This window comes from Prosthecobacter dejongeii, from assembly GCF_014203045.1.
Taxonomy (GTDB): domain Bacteria; phylum Verrucomicrobiota; class Verrucomicrobiia; order Verrucomicrobiales; family Verrucomicrobiaceae; genus Prosthecobacter; species Prosthecobacter dejongeii.
In genome coordinates this window covers 159,043-175,782 of record NZ_JACHIF010000009.1, presented here as the reverse complement: position 1 = coordinate 175,782, position 16,740 = coordinate 159,043, and the positions used below count along the sequence as shown (strand labels likewise).

The following is a 16,740-nucleotide window of genomic DNA, read 5'->3' as shown; positions in this document are numbered from 1 at the left end:
TCTGGTTCATCGTTTATTTTTTAGCGTTTTGTTTTTTGATACAAAGTCATGCCCTCGCTCACACCCCTCCTTGCCAATTTCACCCCTGAAGAACTTAGCCTTTTGTCCAGCTTTGGAGATTCACGTTCTTACCAGCCGGATGAGGTGGTGATTCGCCAGGGGGAGGAGAATGATCACCTTTATTTGGTGTTAAAGGGGAAGCTGGATGTGTTCCAGGACATCGAAGGCATGAATAAAAAGGTGGCCTCATTGGAGGCGGGAGATTCTTTGGGAGAGGTAAGCGTTTTCGATCCCGGCCCTGCCAGTGCCACGGTCAGTGCGGCCACGGAAACGGAGGTGTGGTTGATCACCCGCAACAGCCTAGATCGTCTCCATTCTGCCAATCCCAAGGTGGCTTACCGTCTGCTAAGCCGCATCACCACCTGTCTGTCCAAACGTCTTCGCCAGATGAACGATAAAGTGGTGGATCTGGTCAACCGCTGAGTGTGCCGATGGGGCTTAGGGCTACTTTGTGGAAGTCTTCGTGAGGTGTTGATTGAAAAATACCAGCGTCCGCTGAGAGGCATCCTGGATGGCTTCAGCGGACAGTACATGGCCTTCGCCATCATAAGTTTTCATCTCGGGTTTTGACCCGAGTCGGCTGGCCATTTGCTGGAGTTCGTAGCCGCGGCTTGCGGGGACACGTTTATCCTCAAGCCCATGCAGGATGAGCAAAGGCGGCAGCCGTTTGATGCGTGGCTTTTGCTCATCAAAAAGTCCGCCGGACAGTTCTGCCACCGCCTGGATGCGCGCATCATCCGCAGCGACGGAGACGGCAAGATAAGCACCCAGCGAAAAACCGAAAATGCCGATGGCATCCGCCCTGACTTCGGGGTGAGTGCTGGCAAAGTCCACGCTATCGCGAACCGTTTTCGCCCAGGTGCGCCAGTGTTGGTGGATGGCCTTGTCACCGCTCCAGACTGTGCCCGTGCGGTCAAAGTAGTGCACCAGCATAGCCGTTTTTCCCTGGCTGGCTAACTCACGGCTCAAGTCCACCAAAGGGCCTTTCCCAATGACGTTCCCTGAAGAGCCATGCAGGATGATTACTCCTGGATAGCGGCCGGGTTTCGCAGGGGAGAAAGTCTCCACCTGGATGCGGTGGCCTTCGCTGAGAAAGGATTCCGTGCGTCTGGTAACCGCTGGCAAAGTTTTCACCGTTGTACAGCCCGTGTGCAGTTGGGCGCAGATAGCGAGGAAAAGTACAGAGGAGAGGGAATGACCATTCATAAGTTCGTCTGTAAACGGATTCCACTGCCTGGCAGGACGGGCGCAGCATTGCGAAAGACAATTTATAGAGGACAGGCACAACCAGATGTCTGCCATCGTGCGAAATAGGCATGTCTCCGGTTTACTCTGGACGACTTGATCCACGAACTTATTAACCGCATCCTCCCATGAAAACATCCACCAAACGTCTGTCTCTCCTCGTCCTTGCTGCTGGGCTTTTTGCGATTCTCGGCACCAGTTGCAACACCACCCGCGGTTTAGGCCGTGATGTCAAAAAAGCGGGCGACAAAATCGAACGCGCTGCCAGCTAGTCTGAAGCCACGATGTGCGAGCGTTGTCAGTGGGTTTTCTAAGACCTGCGACAACGCTTTTTTGTTTTGTCCACGTGCTTAGCTCTGGGTGAAAAGGATGATTCTGGTAAATTAACTGACCTTTGTGACATTAAAAACATCCGTCAAAGCAAGTGAAATATTCCGATGACAGGTCCACTCGGGGAACCTAAACTAAAGGACGTTATTTTTGTTGTTATGGATACCCCCACTCCATCAGGCTCTGGCCCAGTGGCAGCCCCGCAGTCTGCGGCGGTCACGTCCCACACCCTCTATCCAGGTGGCAGTGCCGAGGTGGACTATGACCAAACCATCAAGTTCAAAACCCCGGGCAGTGGCATGACGGTGTTTAATCGTTACAAGCTGGAGCGCGTGCTTGGCCGTGGTGGTATGGGAGTCGTATGGCTAGCGGATGATTTGAAGCTGGAGCGTCCTGTGGCGCTGAAATTCCTACCGAGTCTCATCGGGCTGGATCCTGCGGCGGTGAAGGAGTTGAAGACGGAGACCCGGCGTGGCCTGGAGCTGTCTCACCCCCACATCGTCCGCATCTATGACTTTGTGGATGATGAGGATGCCGCTGCCATTTCCATGGAGTTTGTGGATGGCAAGACCCTGTCTGAATTGCGCATGGGCACTGAATTCGGTGTCTTCACCGTGGATGACATTTCCAGGTGGCTTTTAGGCGTGTGCGATGCGCTGGATTACGCGCATTTTCAGCGGAAACTCATTCACCGGGATCTCAAGCCGGCGAATATCATGCTCACCTCCAAAGAGGCTGTGGCAAAGATCGCCGACTTTGGCATTGCCCGCAGCCTTTCGGATACAATGAGCCGCCTGTCCGTAGCCAATCTGGGCACCAGTGGCACGCTGCCTTACATGAGCCCTCAGCAGGCCATGGGTGAGAGACCCCAGCCAACGGATGATGTGTACTCGCTGGGTGCGACGATCTACGAATTGCTCACAGGTAAACCGCCCTTTTATCGCGGGGATTTGCCCACTCAGATCAATTCTAAGATCCCACCTTCCGTCCAGGAACGTCGCACGGAATTGGAGATCAGTTGCAAGGAATCCATTCCGAAAGTGTGGGAAGAAGCCATCGCGGCTTGTCTGCATAAAGAGCCAACTCTACGCCCTAGTTGCGCCGGTGCTTTGGCGGAAATGCTCGGCCTGAAGCCTGCGACAGTCACCGTTCGCACCGGCGCCTATGCGGCTGCCACTGCCGCCGCAAATGCTCGCAGCCTGTCCCAAAAAGCAAGCAGCCGTGCACCGCTCATCGCTGCTGCGGCAACGGTGATCGTGGGGGCTGGAGCGGCAGCCTATTTCTTTGTCAATTCGAAGCCGGAGGCTAAGCAAACGCCGAGTGCAAAAGCCACCACATCCGTGGTAACGACTGCCGACGCGGCTAAGAAAGGCGTGACAAAGGCGGAAGATAAGGGCGAGCCTCAAAAAGCGGCCACCAGCGCGGAACCAACTTTGGTCAAAGTGACCGAGGCTCCTACTGGCTCTCCTTCTCAACCGCCAGCGACGAGCGCTGGCACAGTGCCGCCTGCTGGGCTTTCACAGCCAGCCATGCCCAGCCCTCCTGCAGGTTACCAGCCGCCCACGCTGACTGCTGCTGTACCGCCAGTTTTAGGGGGAATGGCTTCAACAGATCCTGCAACGGTACCGAATGTGGCTGCGGTGGCATCTAATCCTACTTTGACACCCTCCACCCAGCCTCCTCCAGCGCTGGCGATGGTAGGGGCTACTCCTGCCCCAGTTTTAGGAACTCAGATCCCCGTAGGCGGATTGGCGATGACACCGGATCCTGCCACAGCGACCCAAGGGGCCCTCGCAGCCACGCAGCCTCCTGCGCCAGCAATGCCTCCGTTGCCTCCAGGCTTTGAAGTTCCTCCGGGTGGATTAGTTCTCACCCAGCCTTCATTGCCTGAACCGACGACAGGTTTTTGGACCTTGGAGCAAGTTTTTCCCGTGCTTCCGCACGCTTCCTATTCACCGAAAGGAAAGCGTTACCTGCTGTTCCGCACCCAGTCTCTGCTGAAGGAAAAGGGGCTCTACACTGCTTCTGTGGATGGAGAAGAAGGCAAGAGCACTCACAATGCCATCGTGCTTTTCCAGGTCCGCAGTGGCTTGCAGCCGAACGGACTTTTGGATCTACCTACGCTCGCAGCACTTCAGCTTTCTGCAGAAGTGGACAAGGCAGATTGGAGTCCTCCTTCCAGCGGTGGGGGCTCAGGTGGCACGCGCCGGCGCACGCAGACTAAAGAAGAGCCAGGTTTCCTGCAAAAGACCGGAGATACGCTCAAGCGTCTGAACCCTTTTGGTAAGTAAGCCAGCCATTTCGCTTTTGTGGGCTTTGTAGATAACAAAGCCTCTTTGGCCTTATCTCACTCTAGGGCCCTGTTGGGGAAGGGAAGGTGATATGGCTTTCTGCCACTTGCCTTCTGAATCTTTGGTGAGTTTCAGCGCGGCCCCCACGCTTTCTTTTTCTGCTTGAGCGGGTGGTTCGAGTTGCTCATTTTTGAGCTCTCGATCTCGGGCATCAATGTCGTTGTCGTGATCCAGATCCTCACTTTCACGATCTGCGGTATCAATTCGCCCATCGCGGTCGAGATCGTGAGTAGGATCATCCGCCAGATCCACGTCCCCATCCCCATCAAGATCGCGCAGGGAATTGTTTTTGGGACGTGATGGAGTTGGCATGGGGAGTTACTTCCTGATGGCTACTGCTGGACTGGGCGTCTTAATAGTCGTCGCTTGTTGCGGGCCTTGGCCTGGACCTTTTACCTGGTTCGGATCTACATGCTTACCGTCTAGGTTGATCTTTTTGCCGATCGCTTGACCTGTTTTGGGACTGAGATCGTTCATCTTATCCAGAGCTTGGTCGATCTTTTTATTGAGATCATCCATTTGGGCTCCTTGGGGGCCATTCTCTGCGCTTTTGCTGATGCTTTTCAGCTCTTTCATCATCGCATCAAACCGATCGTTATCGAGTTTCGCTTTGCCCGCAGCGAGTTTATCGGCCTTCATTTCTGAAAGGATTTTCTCGAGTGCTTCGAGCCATTTTTTCAATTCTTCACCAGCGGCGGCAACGGGATTGTCAGACATAAGGAACTCAAGTTGAATGGATTAATAAGAAAGGCGGGCGGGCTGGCGGCTCGTCATTTCATGCGGTTGGGCGCGCACGGTATAAACACTGCTGCGGTACGTTTTCCCTTCTTGCCCGGGATGGGTCACTAAAAGGTAATAACGAGTCCAGCGCAATCCGGCATCGCGGGTGCCAATGCCTTCGGCCCAGAGACGGGCTTCAGCACCCGTCATCTCACGTGGTAGAAAAGCGATGTGGAGATTCGAATTCACCCAGCCACGATCATCATGATCTACCCAGAACTCAATGCGGCTGCCCACGGGAATGACATCCGTGTCTGCCAGGAAAGCTGGTGGTGTGCTGCAACCGCCGAGGAATAGGAGGCTGAGCAGGCCCAAAATGAGCTGCAGACGGCTGGGGATGAGACTGGATGAGGAGGGCTGCATTGGAAGCTCAGGGATTGATTAGCCAGTCAGGTTTCATGTGTGACAGGCGGGGGAATGATGACGGGGGGCTTTTCTGGAAGCATGGGGCCGCCAGGACTTTCGGGTGGGTCTTCCCCATCCCGCTGCGGGTGGGGGATTAGGTGGGTCACGGGCAGGGTTGGTGGTGAGGGGGGGCTTATGGGATCTTCCCGGTGGCGGCCAAGCCAGTCGCTGAACCGCTCTTCCCAGTAGGCTTTGCTTGCGCGGTGCCTTTGCTCCATCTCCGCTTTGCCAATCTGGCGATAGGGCTCACCCCAGCGGCGCATGGCATCAATGAGTAAAACCAGAATAATAACGATGCCTGCGGCCGCATGTCGGCCCGTTATCAGTGCGCTGACGAGGCAGAGCAGGCCGATGCCATAGAGATCAATCTCAGGCTTCCACCGACGGTAAAAATCAAGGATGGATGACCAGATGCCCATTTTCTGCGATGAGGGTTCCAGAGGTGGACCGCCCAGCCATGAGGGCCTCACGTACCGCATGGCGGCAGTTGCTTTCGGCCGTGGTTCTCATGCGGCGTACGCCCAAGCGTGGTTCGACCCCTTGGGAAACGAGGAGGTCGATGACACCATGACCGGCGGTGAGTTCATAACCTTTGTTGCGTAGGTTTTTCAGCTCTTTGTTGAGCATGATGCTGGCGATTTGTTTTTGAGCGCTGTAGCCGAGCTTTTGGAAAACGCAGCGCACATTAAAACGCGCGAGAACTTCAGGTCTCAATTCGGCAGCGGCCAGATCTTCGATAAAACGCTCGATGGTAGCCATGGGACTGTTTTTCAGTTCCATGAGGGCGTCTGCCCCGATGTTGGAAGTGGCGACGATGTAGAAATTACACAGGTTCAGAGTCTCGCCATTGGCCACGGTGATGCGGCCTGCATCCAGCACCTGGAGGAAAATATCGAGCACCCGTGGATGAGCCTTTTCAATTTCATCAAACAAAATGATGCCGCGCCCTTCAGCCCGGTCATAAAAACGCCCCATGTTGCCTCGGCTATGCTCACCTTGGCCTAACAATAAGCCTAGAGATTCCTGGTTCTGGTATTCAGACATGTCCAGGCGAATGCAGTGTTTGCCCACATCTTTAAAGATGTATTCGCACAGCAGAAGGGTGATTTCTGTCTTGCCTACTCCCGTCGGCCCCAGGAACAAAAAGGTGCCTTTAGGTCGCCCTGGGTCACTTAGACCTAGCTCTCCGTTTTGGATGATGGGGACCACCCTTGGGATGACATGGTCCTGCCCGATGATGCGCTCCTGGAGATAAGGCGGTAAGCCGCGGATGTGCTCAAGGTCAACCATGCTTGTGATTCAAAGAGGCGATGCCGAATCTCATTTCTTTTTGCCACCACTGAGGCCTTGAGAAGAGGTGCGCACACGCAGGCGCTCGTTTTCTTCAAGTTCTTCAATGCGTTCTTTGGCTTTTTCCAGTTGGGCGCTGGCTTGGTCGCGTTCCTGAATGGTTTTTGCGAGATAAAGCTGGATCTCTTTGGCCTCTTCTTCGGCTTCGGTGAATTGGGCTTTTTTCTTTTCCAAGTCACGCTGAAGGTTGGTCAGCTTGGCCATGGTGATCTGGAGGGATTGTGTCTTTGCGACCAAGCTTTGACGCTCCTGGTCCAGCAAGCTGCTCTTGGGCACCTCACTGCGAGAAGGCTCCACCACACCTAGCACCACCCCACGTGAATCCATGGGCGTTGCAGGCAGTCGGGTGTCCCAGCGTGCATCTTGTTCTACCCGGTAAACAGTGTGGGCTTCATGCATCTCACGGCGGTCCTTGCTCGGGAGCCGACCAACATGGTAAGCATGGACTTCTTCATTCAATCGCACACGTGAGCTGTCATAGGGGTCTAGGGCGCGTCCCTTGGGCCAGCCGGAGACGACGGTCTTCGAGTAAGTGGGGATGTAAGCGAGTTCCTGCTGCTCTGGTGGCAGGGCGAAAGGGTCGTCTGAAAGAGGGGTTTCCTTCGTGGCACAGGAGGCGAGCAGGGCACCGGTGGCGGCGAGGGCGAATCGAGTGAAGGGTGTCATGGCGTGGTGCTGGAAGGAGTGGAGGTATCAGCCGTGTCTGCGTCAGATTCATCGTCTGACACGAGGCTGCTGACTCGCGCGGCGCGTTCAGCCGTGCGTTTTTGTTCTTCGGCCTTGCGGGTGGCTTCGGCGACTTTGGTGGCTTCGTCAGAGGCGGCGCTCGCCTCCGTCTGGGCGCGGTTGTAGGCTTCTTCAGCTAGCTGCCAGCTGGAGGCGGCTTTGTTGCCTTGCTTGAGTCCGGCGATGCTGGCTAACTCAGGCTCGAAGACATCCTGGGTGTAAATGTAAAATTGCGTGCCAGCGCCGACGCGGACGAAGTCTAGGTCCTGCTCCAGCTTCTTCGTGAGCATGCCTGAGTAGGCAGACGCCGTCTGTGCCCCGCCGCCGAGTGCCGCATTTCGACTGTTGTTTTGTGGGACCAGACCATAGACGGATTGAAACTGGTCTTGCTTGTTGTTCATGATGCCTTCGAGAGCCTCAGCGACCAAGATTTTCAGCTCAGCATATTGGTCGTTTTGAATGATCTGGCCACGAATGCCAGCGGAGCCGTCGGTGATGGAGTAGCTGCCGTCTGCAAGGCGTTCATGATCCAATGCGATGCCGCTAATGGTGTATTCACGACCATCTGCCCAGACGAAGGTGAATCCCCCCGTGACTTCGATGCGGTCGCGCGTTCTGCCTTTTCCCGCCTTAGCTTGAACCTGAGTGCCTGCAGGAACGATGAGGCGTTTGTTCCAATAAATGTCTTCCGTGACCAGGGCGAGCACGGGTGTCTCAAGCGATGAAGAATCCACCGTGATGACGAGGGCTGCCTTGATGAGCAGGCCACGTGGGGCAAAGAGCTTCGGTTCCTTCGGGACGTGGGGTTCTTGGACCGTGTTGGTGACATGGACCAATTTGGGAAAAGGCGGGGCTTTTTGGGATTTCTTTTGGGTGGTCGTTGTGGGGATCAGCGTGGGAGCCTGGGGTTTTTTGGGCGCGATCACAAGTTTGTCCACCTGCTGGCCGCTGCCTACCGTTGCGGTGCGCTTTTCGCCCAGGGCCACGGTTTTGTCCTGGAGGGCGACTTGGGCCTGAGGCCCTGCTGAGGCGGGAGCAGCATTGACAGGCGCGGGTTGCTTTTTGGTGAGGTAAAAAGCCACACCCGCAATGCCGAGGACGACAGCCAAGAGGCCCATCTGCACGCCGGTTTTTTGGAGATACTTGGTCATGGCAGGAACGGGAGACTATTTGCTGTTATCCGCTGAGGCATCGCCAAAAAGAGCAGGGGAGATTTGACTGCGGCCCGCTTCCGGTAGCTCGACCCGGAAATCTTGATTGATGGAGAGGCCTTCACGCCCCCCGCCGGGCCCTCCCTGGAGGAGGATATCCATGAGCACTTTCTGCCCAGGAGGAGCAATGCCGCTGCAATCCACGAGCTGAGCATTGTAACTGCGCTCCCCCACACGGATCTTCACGCCGTTAGGCTCAAACTCATAAGTCTCCGTTCCGGTATTCACCAAGTGGCAGCGGAAGGCGATGATGTCCTTGGCCGGATTTCGTTGGATCTCATAGATGGTAGCATTGACGTTTTTGTAGGTCGAGGTCATGTCCAGGCCGTTGCGTTCCTGCCAGCCTTGGAAGAGGCCGGGATTGAGCGATTGCAGAGCTTTACGACTTTTGATTTTGCTCAGCATCCCGACGAGTTCTTCGGAATTGAAATCAATGCGGTTTTTAACCACTTGCTCCGGCGTGGTGGGCGCGGCGGCATCTTTTTCCTGAGGTGGAGAAACAATAACGGCTAGGTTCGCTTCATCCGCTGGGACGAAACGCAGCAAATGAATGTGGCGAGAGGTGCGCACGGTGGCATGGCAAGGCTCACCGGGCTTTACCAAACGGACGACCAAGGTGTCTCCGATGACATTTTCGTAATGCACAATGGCGACCTTTGATTGGGTCATCTGCGCGGCAGAGTTGGGGTCGGTCACGAGTCCAAATCCCGTAAGCAAAGTGATCTTTTCAGGGAAGGTAATGGTGGTGGCCACCGTGGCGTTGATGGAGATATCATGGACGAGTTTTTTGGAGTCCAGCATCACGAGTTCACGCCCCTGCTGAACTTGTGCCAAGGAGCCCAAGGCAGGCAGTAGAGTTAGAGAAAGAAGGCAAAGGAAGGATCTCATGAGGCGCTGATTTTCTCCAATTCGTAATTCACCATTTCATCAATCACGGAGGGGAAAGCTTTGTTGCGACGGATGTCTGGGTTCAAACGCCAGAAGAGCCTGAGGCGGAAACGATAAGTTTCATTTTGCTCGTTGTTATTGAAGGTGCTGCGGCGGTAAACAAAACCCGTTGCCTCGGTGATGGCGACCGTTTCGCCAGTTCCTAAAAGCGTGTTACTTTCGATGCTGACTGTTTGGTGCACCGACTGAGCCTTGAAGTAACGACTTTCAGTATCCAGTTTTTTACGAATGCTGGAGTAGCTCTTCTTGGTGCAGAGAAGCGGGAGTCTTTGTGCAAAGGTGATGCCATCTGGGCCACGGTCAAAAATGGCTTCCACGGCCATTTCAGACAGGTTTAGATGCATGGGCTTCATCTTGTTAAAATTCACCCCTGGTGCGATGTAATAGCCGCCATTGCTATCCATGACGACAAAGGGTGGACGTGCCTTCAGTTCCTCAGACATGATGACGAGGTACCAGGCACATAAGCAGGCGATGATGCAGGCGAAGACAAACCAAAACACGGCCGTCTGATCACGCGCAATGAGCGTGTCTATGGCACCTTTTTTCTTGGGGAGGGCAGTGGCCATGTTAAGGTTGCTTCTCAGAGCTGGATGACTCTTTTAGTGTGTAACTGATGTCGTTGCAGACGAACATGAACCGTTTGTTGGTGCGTAAACTCGGATTGCGCTGCCACTGGAGTGTGGCGTTCACGAGGAAAGACTGAACGACGTTTTCTTTCAGCGTGGGGTCGAAACTAAGGCGGATAAGTTGGCCTTCGGTACTGGTCACTGCGCTGCCATCGTCAGGGTTATGAACAATGTCCACCCGGCCAAGTTCCACCATCTGGTGGATTTTACGTTGGTTGAAATCAAAGGCGTTATCTTGGATATCCAGCTTGATTTGATCCAGCCCATTGCCAACGAAAAGCTGATCAATGCGGGCTTTATCCAATGGCCCTCCTGGACCACGGTTGAGGACGGTCTCCATGAGCAAGCGAGTATGAAAATCTGCGGCTTCATTGAGGTCCTGAGGCTTCATCTCACGATCCATGAAAATATCATGCTGCTCAATGGGCACGAAGAGCATGCGCCCACGGCCGGCGATGGCTTGGCCATGGAGATACCAGCCTGTGCCGATGATGCAGCCACAGGAGACAAGAAACCAAAAAATGGCCAGCTTGTCCTTGGCTATGAACATGTCAGTGACGCCTTTCATTCGAAAAATAGAAAAAACTTAGCTACCTGCTGAGCCTACCGCTTTACCCATGGAGCTGGCTCCTCCGCCCATGCTGCCAGCACCTGCCGTCATCATGCCGATGCCTGCCCCTGAACCAACTCCTGAAGCCGTAAGGGCGGCACCACCCGCCATCATGGCCGCACCAGAGGCTGCCTGAACGCCAGCGGTGGCGACGCCGGATGCTGTACTCGCGCCAGCAGAGACAAGGCCCATGCCGATTTGTGCACCTGTGGTGATCGCTTTACTCACAATCTTTGGAGCTGCGAAAAGCACCACAATGAGCCAGACGATGATGATCAAAAGGATGATGACAACTGCGCCGACAGCAAGGATCGTATTAACGATAGGTACAGCGGCCAGAGGACCAAAGATAAAAGTACAAACGACGGACGCCTGCGGGATAGCCCCGGTCATGAGCGCTTCGGTGAAGAGCATGCCGATCCCCCAGCCTAAAGGCCAAAAGCAAATGCTGAGCATGCCGATGTGATATTTTACGGCGGTGTCACGGGTCTGCTCAAACACAAGCATCGCTAGGAACATGGGACCTACAGCACTACCCAAATAAAGAGCGATAATCTGAATCTGAAAACCACACCAAAAGAGGGCATACATGACCATGGAAATGACGATCATGAAAAACATGCCGATGATTTGGCAGAAGTAGGAAGCCCATTCAATAGGGTCAAGCACGCCTAAGATGATGTCCGGTGCTGAAGGCTCATCCCAGGGTCCATCGGCAAAGCTCTCGCCAAAATTGATCAAGGTCGAGAGCGGATCTACCTCCAGATCTGTGAGCAGGTCTGACCCTAAAGCAGACTGAGCCGCCAGCATCCACTCCGCATAAAACGGCATGATGGAAATGATGACCCCCGAGACCACGATGTGACGGACGATGCCGGATAGGTCACTGCCCATCATGCACTTATAGCTGTGAATCAGCAGACTGGCGAAGATGAGAACGAAAGCGATCGGCTGGATGGCATCGCTGCAACGCGAGCATACATCCGCGAGATCGGTGTAGAAAAAGATCAGCGGATTTCCCCCTGACTGGATCAGGTCCACGGTTCCTTGGGCTAATAGAGGCATGGTGCTAAAAAGGAGTGTGTGGGGTGAATGCCGCGCTCAAGAGACAGCGGGAAATTAGTTGGCGGGTGGAGTTGGCTCAGGCTCACCCGTCTCAGGTCCGCCGAGTTCTGGATTGCCCTCTTCACCTCTCCGGCCCCAAGGAAGCTTGAAAGTGCTCGTACCACCTGCGCCAGGGAAGGTGCCTGTGGCATTCAGAGGAGCTGCATCTGGGGATGCTGGACGGTTCAGGTAAGCAGCTTCTTGCTTGCCTTTGATGACGACCCGTGCTTGGCCTTCCAATTCCTTGAGCGTCATTTCAGAGTCTGCCTGGGCCACCATGATGGTGGCATTGCACTCAGCCAGTTGGCCTTCCAGGGCGGTGATCATGCCCTGGAGTTTTTGAATGTTCGACAGGTCTTGGGCGTTGTTGAGGTCTTCGATGATGCCTGAGAGTTCGCGATTCAGGGCCTTCTTTCGCTCGATGGCTTCACCGCGCACTTTTTTGTATTCTTTGACGTGGGCGAGCTGGGCTGCCTCCATTTTATATTTTTCAGGATCACGTTCCACTTCCACCCCATCATCACGGATGACAGTTCTGCCGATGGGCTGCATCACGCCGAAGGCTGTGTCATTAAAGACTTCGGAGCCATCAATGGCCTGCATCATGGTGAGCTGCTCTTCCCGAGTTTTCAGGCTCGTCGCACCCTTACGGATGTCTTCCTGAATCGTGCTTATGGCAGAGGCATTGAGATCTCTCGGCTCTCCAAGACGTTCGAGACTGGTCTGCAGTTTTTCGTTTTGCAGTTGAGCTTCGTTGAGGATTTGGGTGAGTTTGGCAGAAAGCTCAGACTGGCCAAGCTCGAGTGTGGGGGCGGAGGTAACAACGACAGCCCCAGTTTGCGCCTTGGCTGCCGTTGCCAGCATCAGCGCCGTGGTGATGAGCAGGTATGTTTTCATGGCGTTTCAGGTTTGATTGAAAGACGTTTATTCGACGACTTCGATGACGACTTTACGAGGTTCCACGAGCACGCCATCCGTGGTCACATGCTCAGGCACGGGGACTTCATAGTAGCGGCGCTGGATGCTGGAGTCTTCGGTGGGGCGTTCGGCATCCCGCTTCACCCAGTAGAGTTCTTTAATGGCATCGCTGCGGCCTTTGTTATACCCGTCGAGATACTTTTGGCGGACTTCGTTTTTGGCAAAGCTGTCGCTGATAGCACCGGCTGCGTAACCTGCCACAGCTCCGGTGATGAGACCGGAATTGTCTTCTAAAAAGCCACCGTTATCGCTGCTACCGCTAGAGCTGCCACTGCCCCCACCACTGGAACTGCCGGAGGAGGAAGAATTGTCATCCCCATTCAACAGTCCATCACCGATGAGGGCACCAATGAGGCCGCCTGAAGCCGCACCGAGCAGGCCTTTGTTCATGGTGCCGTCACTGCTGGTGCAGGAGGCCAGCGCGATGCAGAGACCGCTGAGGAGAATGAAGTGTCGTTTCATGCTTTGGACTTGGCTTGGCTGAGGATCATTTTGTAGGCGTCGCCGCCGAATTCTTTGAGCTGCTCGTTCTGGCGTTCGAAAGCCTCCCCAGAGGTGGCGGAGGCGAGGATCATTTCCTTCGAGGCCTGATGACGACCGATGGCGATGCGCGGGCGGCCCGTGGCCTCATGGTAATAAACAAAGGAACCGTATGGGTCCGTCTTCATTTCCGAGGGGTCAGGGAAGCTCGTGACTTGTTTTTTCGTGATGGAAGGAATGCGGAAGCCTTCACTCATGCTTTCGACATCGCGCTGGTCAGGCTGCTTGAGCATGAACATGATGCGTGAGTTCCCCACGACGGAGGAGCGTACCGGGTGGTCCTTGATACGCTGGAACTGCTGGATGATGGAGAAGACCCAGCAGGAGTATTTACGCATACGTTCGTAATACTCACGGGTGATGCGGTCTCCGTCTGGCATGGCCAGGAAGGCGGAGAGCTCTTCCAGAATAACACGTTTACGGGTGGAGCGCGGGCGGCTCATGATCTCCTTCCGCAGATCATTCGTGATCAAGAAGGCTGCCACGGTGCGCAGTTCTTTGGCAGATTCGGGAATGTAAGAGAGCTCAAAATGAACGACCTTGCCGCTGAGGTCCACGTTGTTCACCCCATCCAAGATGGCTCCATAGCGACCTGTGCGGCTCCAGGGTTCTAACAGCATGCGTAACAACCCCAAGTCTTCGTGAGCGCGACGTTGGCGGCTTTCCAGATTCAGTAGCTCGACGAACTGACTGTGAGTGGGCATGTCCTCCGCTTTCATCAAAGTGTAGGCGAGGCTCATCAAGTCCCACTGGTTGCCGGGATTGTTGAGGTAATCTTCGACAATGCCTGGATCGAGGACGAGGCGATTGATTTCATGGGCCTCGGAATTGCCTTCCAGCATTTCCGCACTGAAGTCCAGCCAAGCATCGGCTAAGACGGTGCCCGGCGGCATTTTACGCCGACGCCATTCGGAGGCGACATTGACACGACGTGCAGCTTCAAAACGGCCTTCGCTATTGCGGCTGGCCCAGGTCTCAAACTGATCCACGTAGATGCGCTCGATCTGCTTGGAGAGCAGGGCTTGGCGGATGCGATCCTTATCTATGTCTGGCGGTGGACCCGCCATAAGATGGGCGATGGCTGTGGCCCCACCAAGTTGATCAGAGGTGAGGGGCAGGCCGCGTGTGTCAAAGTAATTGAATGTCAGGTTCCCGTTCGGCTGAACGATGATGGGCTTGCACCCGTATAGGCGTGTGAAGAGGTTATACGAAAGGCCTTCTTCAACGATGGCGGTATAGTCGTAATACGGAGCCGTTTGGGTGAGAAGGTCAATGGTGAACACCGATTTGCCAGCACCCGAGGCGCCAAACATGATGCCGTGTTCTGGCCGCATGGCACCTTTGACGCCGACGAAGGTGGTGGCACCGACGAGGGCTCCCCGTGGTCCATCATAGATGGCTTCGGCCTCTGCCAAGTCACCCGTGGGGGTGCTGGAGACCGGCAGTAGATCTGCTAAGTTGACGTCTTCGACGTAAAGTTTGAAGTCGTTGTAGTTCGCCCACGTCCAGCCGGGCATGCAGAGCTGCCAGTAATTCCGCACGCTGGTGGGGAGGGTGGGTTCATAGGCCTGCGCCCCACCCAGCTTCAGGATGGAGTTTTTAATGGCGGAGAGTTTGCTGGCGCAGTTGTCTGGATTGCGGTCCCACACCCGCACAATGAGGTGCATGCGGTAAGGGACGACTTCGTTCGTGGTGAGGCGGCGGATACGGGTGCGCAGCTTCATCAGAGTGGCCTCCAGAGAGGGGGTGATCTTACCCCGCTCCAGCCGCGCCACTTTACTTTCCGTGGCGACGCGGTCTTTTTCTACATCCCCAGCTTCGATGTTGGCGACGATCTGGTAATCCAGGATGTCCATCTGTGTGAGCAGACGCATCATGCCGATGTAGGTGAACTTAGGCAGCGTCTTCATGACGCAGATGCCCTGGTAAAAACCGTCCATCTTGAAGGTGGATGTGCCCATCCCATAAGGGGCGGCATCACTGTTGAAGCACATCTCACAAACGGTCTTGGATGGATCGTAAATGTCCTCCAGCTTCAAGGCTTCATTCTCGAAAGCGCTGGGATTGAAATAACGATAAAAGGCCTCGAAATGCTCCATGTTATCCATGGGGGAGATTCGGCCTCCGAGGCTGCCAAGCTGCTGGCGCAGCGTTTCTTCCAACTCCGATTGTTCACGTTTGGCGGCTTGCAGGATCTCTTCGTAGTACTGCCTGCCACCACCCATGGTCTTGTTTTGGATTTTGGAGGTGAAGTAAAATTGAAGATGTTCCCGCCTCAGTTGGTGGTCGCGGATCTTTTTATCGTAACGATTGTAGCGTTCCTCGCGCTGCCGGGTGGACCAGCGGTCCTGAGGGAGTTCTTCGGTATTCTGGCGGTAGCGCTCCAGTTCCTTGCGGTAGTCGCTGTCCACGCTCCAGGAGACTTGCATGCGCAGTTCTGGGCGGATCATGCGCAGGAGCACTCGCAGGTTATCCTCGAGGGACATGAGCCAAGACGCATCCGTGTTTTCCGTGTCGGGCATCTCCACGTTATACCCTTTGCCGATGGCACCTCCGCGGGCGAGGCCGCGATAGATGATGAGGTCCTCGTCGAGGTAAGAATTCACGAATTTCGCCATCGCTTTAAATATCTTTCTCCTTGGTCGGATCATCCACCCAGGGCAGGGAAATCGGCTCGACCTGTTTGGGGGAGAAGTAGGGGTTGTTACTGGCCTTGATGATGAGCCACTCGCCGAGTTCTACATCGTATGAGGGGGGCTTGCCCTGCTTGAGGCCAAAGCAGTAGGCGGAGACGACAATCAACGGAATCGAGGCAAATAAGACTGCCAGCAACATGTTAGGGTTGGCTTCACTGGCGAACTTGCGGAAAATAATCATGGCAAGCCCGAGGGCGAGCATGAAAAAAAGCGCATTGAGACCTTCGAAACCGGCGATGCCCTGCTGGGTTTCGCGGCCTTCGTTGGTTTCATGAAGCCGAACGGATTGTTGCTGTTCCATGAGGGCTAGGCGTGACGAGGGAAATCCCCCTCGATGAAGGTGACTTCATCAAGGGGGAGGAGACTCGCTCTCAGGGGACTAACCACCCATGTTGACGTTTTCGATGCTTTCGCTACCGCCGGAAGCATTGAACATGACCTTCACGATGATGAAGGAGAGGCCGCCGATGCCTGCGCCGACGAGGCCGTAAAGCACACGCTCAGTCTGGCCCATCATGAACATGACGGCAGAGAAAAGCAGGCCGCCAAAGGCCAGAACGAGGCCAACCATGTTCAGGATGCTGACGACGCCGCTCATGTTGTCTGCGAGGGTGTCTTCTGTGCCGGCCTGGGCGAGTGGCATGGTGAAACGGAGGATGTTGACTCCTGCCATAGTGATTGCGACTGGGCTCATAGTATTGCGATGGTGTTTGTTGTGTTTGGGTTAGCTTGCGGGCGCTGCGGCCTTCTGCTGCCAATGGTTATGCCTTCTGTTTT

The 16,740-nt window shown here is 55.1% G+C and carries 20 protein-coding genes; 3 read left to right on the top strand and 17 right to left on the bottom strand.

Annotated elements, in window-relative coordinates:
• Positions 1-48 precede the first annotated feature (48 nt).
• Positions 49-483 (top strand): cyclic nucleotide-binding domain-containing protein, encoded by a 435-nt coding sequence (locus tag HNQ64_RS18965; protein ID WP_184211622.1) that lies wholly within the window; start codon positions 49-51, stop codon positions 481-483.
• 21 nt (positions 484-504) lie between these two features.
• Here the strand turns inward: HNQ64_RS18965 and HNQ64_RS18960 are convergent, their stop codons facing one another.
• On the bottom strand, positions 505-1,266 hold the full coding sequence (locus tag HNQ64_RS18960; protein ID WP_184211620.1) for a dienelactone hydrolase family protein: 762 nt from the start codon (positions 1,264-1,266) through the stop codon (positions 505-507).
• Positions 1,267-1,433: 167 nt separating this feature from the next.
• On the opposite strand from HNQ64_RS18960, the gene HNQ64_RS18955 reads away from it, so the two are divergent.
• The gene (locus HNQ64_RS18955) at positions 1,434-1,577 is read left to right on the top strand and encodes an entericidin A/B family lipoprotein (protein WP_184211618.1); all 144 of its coding nucleotides are present in this window, start codon (positions 1,434-1,436) and stop codon (positions 1,575-1,577) included.
• Positions 1,578-1,793: 216 nt separating this feature from the next.
• The gene (locus HNQ64_RS18950) at positions 1,794-3,926 is read left to right on the top strand and encodes a serine/threonine-protein kinase (protein WP_184211616.1); all 2,133 of its coding nucleotides are present in this window, start codon (positions 1,794-1,796) and stop codon (positions 3,924-3,926) included.
• A 51-nt stretch (positions 3,927-3,977) separates the two neighbouring features.
• Here the strand turns inward: HNQ64_RS18950 and HNQ64_RS18945 are convergent, their stop codons facing one another.
• The 16 genes from HNQ64_RS18945 to HNQ64_RS18870 all read right to left on the bottom strand — a co-directional run bounded on the left by HNQ64_RS18945 (position 3,978) and on the right by HNQ64_RS18870 (position 16,636).
• Complete coding sequence (locus HNQ64_RS18945) at positions 3,978-4,298, bottom strand: hypothetical protein (RefSeq protein ID WP_184211614.1); 321 nt, start codon at positions 4,296-4,298, stop codon at positions 3,978-3,980.
• 6 nt (positions 4,299-4,304) lie between these two features.
• Positions 4,305-4,703, bottom strand: coding sequence for a hypothetical protein (locus HNQ64_RS18940; protein WP_184211612.1), 399 nt, complete (start codon positions 4,701-4,703; stop codon positions 4,305-4,307).
• Between the two features lie 21 nt (positions 4,704-4,724).
• Positions 4,725-5,129: a hypothetical protein gene (locus tag HNQ64_RS18935; RefSeq protein ID WP_184211610.1), complete on the bottom strand. Its 405-nt coding sequence runs from the start codon at positions 5,127-5,129 to the stop codon at positions 4,725-4,727.
• Between the two features lie 26 nt (positions 5,130-5,155).
• Positions 5,156-5,590, bottom strand: a complete 435-nt coding sequence (locus HNQ64_RS18930) for a hypothetical protein (protein WP_184211790.1) — start codon at positions 5,588-5,590, stop codon at positions 5,156-5,158.
• Entirely contained in the window at positions 5,565-6,461 is an 897-nt protein-coding gene (locus HNQ64_RS18925; protein ID WP_184211608.1) for an AAA family ATPase, read from the bottom strand. Before HNQ64_RS18925 ends, HNQ64_RS18930 begins: the two co-directional genes overlap by 26 nt.
• Positions 6,462-6,491: 30 nt before the next feature.
• Positions 6,492-7,187, bottom strand: a complete 696-nt coding sequence (locus HNQ64_RS18920; protein WP_184211606.1) for a hypothetical protein — start codon at positions 7,185-7,187, stop codon at positions 6,492-6,494.
• A complete protein-coding gene (locus HNQ64_RS18915; protein ID WP_184211604.1) occupies positions 7,184-8,398 on the bottom strand; it encodes a TrbI/VirB10 family protein in 1,215 nt (404 codons plus the stop codon). Before HNQ64_RS18915 ends, HNQ64_RS18920 begins: the two co-directional genes overlap by 4 nt.
• A gap of 15 nt (positions 8,399-8,413) precedes the next feature.
• Complete coding sequence (locus HNQ64_RS18910; RefSeq protein WP_184211602.1) at positions 8,414-9,346, bottom strand: hypothetical protein; 933 nt, start codon at positions 9,344-9,346, stop codon at positions 8,414-8,416.
• The gene (locus HNQ64_RS18905; RefSeq protein WP_184211600.1) at positions 9,343-9,975 is read right to left on the bottom strand and encodes a hypothetical protein; all 633 of its coding nucleotides are present in this window, start codon (positions 9,973-9,975) and stop codon (positions 9,343-9,345) included. The genes HNQ64_RS18910 and HNQ64_RS18905 overlap by 4 nt, the downstream gene beginning before the upstream one ends.
• A 1-nt stretch (position 9,976) precedes the next feature.
• On the bottom strand, positions 9,977-10,603 hold the full coding sequence (locus tag HNQ64_RS18900) for a hypothetical protein (protein WP_184211598.1): 627 nt from the start codon (positions 10,601-10,603) through the stop codon (positions 9,977-9,979).
• A gap of 18 nt (positions 10,604-10,621) precedes the next feature.
• Positions 10,622-11,710, bottom strand: coding sequence for a hypothetical protein (locus tag HNQ64_RS18895; RefSeq protein ID WP_184211596.1), 1,089 nt, complete (start codon positions 11,708-11,710; stop codon positions 10,622-10,624).
• 54 nt (positions 11,711-11,764) lie between these two features.
• Complete coding sequence (locus HNQ64_RS18890) at positions 11,765-12,646, bottom strand: hypothetical protein (protein WP_184211594.1); 882 nt, start codon at positions 12,644-12,646, stop codon at positions 11,765-11,767.
• Positions 12,647-12,673: 27 nt separating this feature from the next.
• The gene (locus tag HNQ64_RS18885; protein ID WP_184211592.1) at positions 12,674-13,189 is read right to left on the bottom strand and encodes a hypothetical protein; all 516 of its coding nucleotides are present in this window, start codon (positions 13,187-13,189) and stop codon (positions 12,674-12,676) included.
• Positions 13,186-15,873 carry a TraG/VirB4 family ATPase gene (locus HNQ64_RS24375; protein ID WP_184211590.1) on the bottom strand — a complete coding sequence of 896 codons (2,688 nt, stop codon included), beginning with the start codon at positions 15,871-15,873 and terminating at the stop codon, positions 13,186-13,188. Before HNQ64_RS24375 ends, HNQ64_RS18885 begins: the two co-directional genes overlap by 4 nt.
• Positions 15,874-15,889: 16 nt before the next feature.
• Positions 15,890-16,264, bottom strand: a complete 375-nt coding sequence (locus HNQ64_RS18875) for a hypothetical protein (RefSeq protein ID WP_184211588.1) — start codon at positions 16,262-16,264, stop codon at positions 15,890-15,892.
• Between the two features lie 78 nt (positions 16,265-16,342).
• Positions 16,343-16,636 (bottom strand): hypothetical protein, encoded by a 294-nt coding sequence (locus HNQ64_RS18870; protein WP_184211586.1) that lies wholly within the window; start codon positions 16,634-16,636, stop codon positions 16,343-16,345.
• Between the last annotated feature and the right edge of the window lie 104 nt (positions 16,637-16,740).

What these genes read in the sequence shown, in the direction of transcription:
- HNQ64_RS18965 (WP_184211622.1), top strand. Translation starts at nt 49, where the DNA reads ATGCCCTCGCTCACACCCCTCCTTGCCAATTTCACCCCTGAAGAACTT.
- HNQ64_RS18960 (WP_184211620.1), bottom strand. Translation starts at nt 1,266, where the DNA reads ATGAATGGTCATTCCCTCTCCTCTGTACTTTTCCTCGCTATCTGCGCC.
- HNQ64_RS18955 (WP_184211618.1), top strand. Translation starts at nt 1,434, where the DNA reads ATGAAAACATCCACCAAACGTCTGTCTCTCCTCGTCCTTGCTGCTGGG.
- HNQ64_RS18950 (WP_184211616.1), top strand. Translation starts at nt 1,794, where the DNA reads ATGGATACCCCCACTCCATCAGGCTCTGGCCCAGTGGCAGCCCCGCAG.
- HNQ64_RS18945 (WP_184211614.1), bottom strand. Translation starts at nt 4,298, where the DNA reads ATGCCAACTCCATCACGTCCCAAAAACAATTCCCTGCGCGATCTTGAT.
- HNQ64_RS18940 (WP_184211612.1), bottom strand. Translation starts at nt 4,703, where the DNA reads ATGTCTGACAATCCCGTTGCCGCCGCTGGTGAAGAATTGAAAAAATGG.
- HNQ64_RS18935 (WP_184211610.1), bottom strand. Translation starts at nt 5,129, where the DNA reads ATGCAGCCCTCCTCATCCAGTCTCATCCCCAGCCGTCTGCAGCTCATT.
- HNQ64_RS18930 (WP_184211790.1), bottom strand. Translation starts at nt 5,590, where the DNA reads ATGGGCATCTGGTCATCCATCCTTGATTTTTACCGTCGGTGGAAGCCT.
- HNQ64_RS18925 (WP_184211608.1), bottom strand. Translation starts at nt 6,461, where the DNA reads ATGGTTGACCTTGAGCACATCCGCGGCTTACCGCCTTATCTCCAGGAG.
- HNQ64_RS18920 (WP_184211606.1), bottom strand. Translation starts at nt 7,187, where the DNA reads ATGACACCCTTCACTCGATTCGCCCTCGCCGCCACCGGTGCCCTGCTC.
- HNQ64_RS18915 (WP_184211604.1), bottom strand. Translation starts at nt 8,398, where the DNA reads ATGACCAAGTATCTCCAAAAAACCGGCGTGCAGATGGGCCTCTTGGCT.
- HNQ64_RS18910 (WP_184211602.1), bottom strand. Translation starts at nt 9,346, where the DNA reads ATGAGATCCTTCCTTTGCCTTCTTTCTCTAACTCTACTGCCTGCCTTG.
- HNQ64_RS18905 (WP_184211600.1), bottom strand. Translation starts at nt 9,975, where the DNA reads ATGGCCACTGCCCTCCCCAAGAAAAAAGGTGCCATAGACACGCTCATT.
- HNQ64_RS18900 (WP_184211598.1), bottom strand. Translation starts at nt 10,603, where the DNA reads ATGAAAGGCGTCACTGACATGTTCATAGCCAAGGACAAGCTGGCCATT.
- HNQ64_RS18895 (WP_184211596.1), bottom strand. Translation starts at nt 11,710, where the DNA reads ATGCCTCTATTAGCCCAAGGAACCGTGGACCTGATCCAGTCAGGGGGA.
- HNQ64_RS18890 (WP_184211594.1), bottom strand. Translation starts at nt 12,646, where the DNA reads ATGAAAACATACCTGCTCATCACCACGGCGCTGATGCTGGCAACGGCA.
- HNQ64_RS18885 (WP_184211592.1), bottom strand. Translation starts at nt 13,189, where the DNA reads ATGAAACGACACTTCATTCTCCTCAGCGGTCTCTGCATCGCGCTGGCC.
- HNQ64_RS18875 (WP_184211588.1), bottom strand. Translation starts at nt 16,264, where the DNA reads ATGGAACAGCAACAATCCGTTCGGCTTCATGAAACCAACGAAGGCCGC.
- HNQ64_RS18870 (WP_184211586.1), bottom strand. Translation starts at nt 16,636, where the DNA reads ATGGCAGGAGTCAACATCCTCCGTTTCACCATGCCACTCGCCCAGGCC.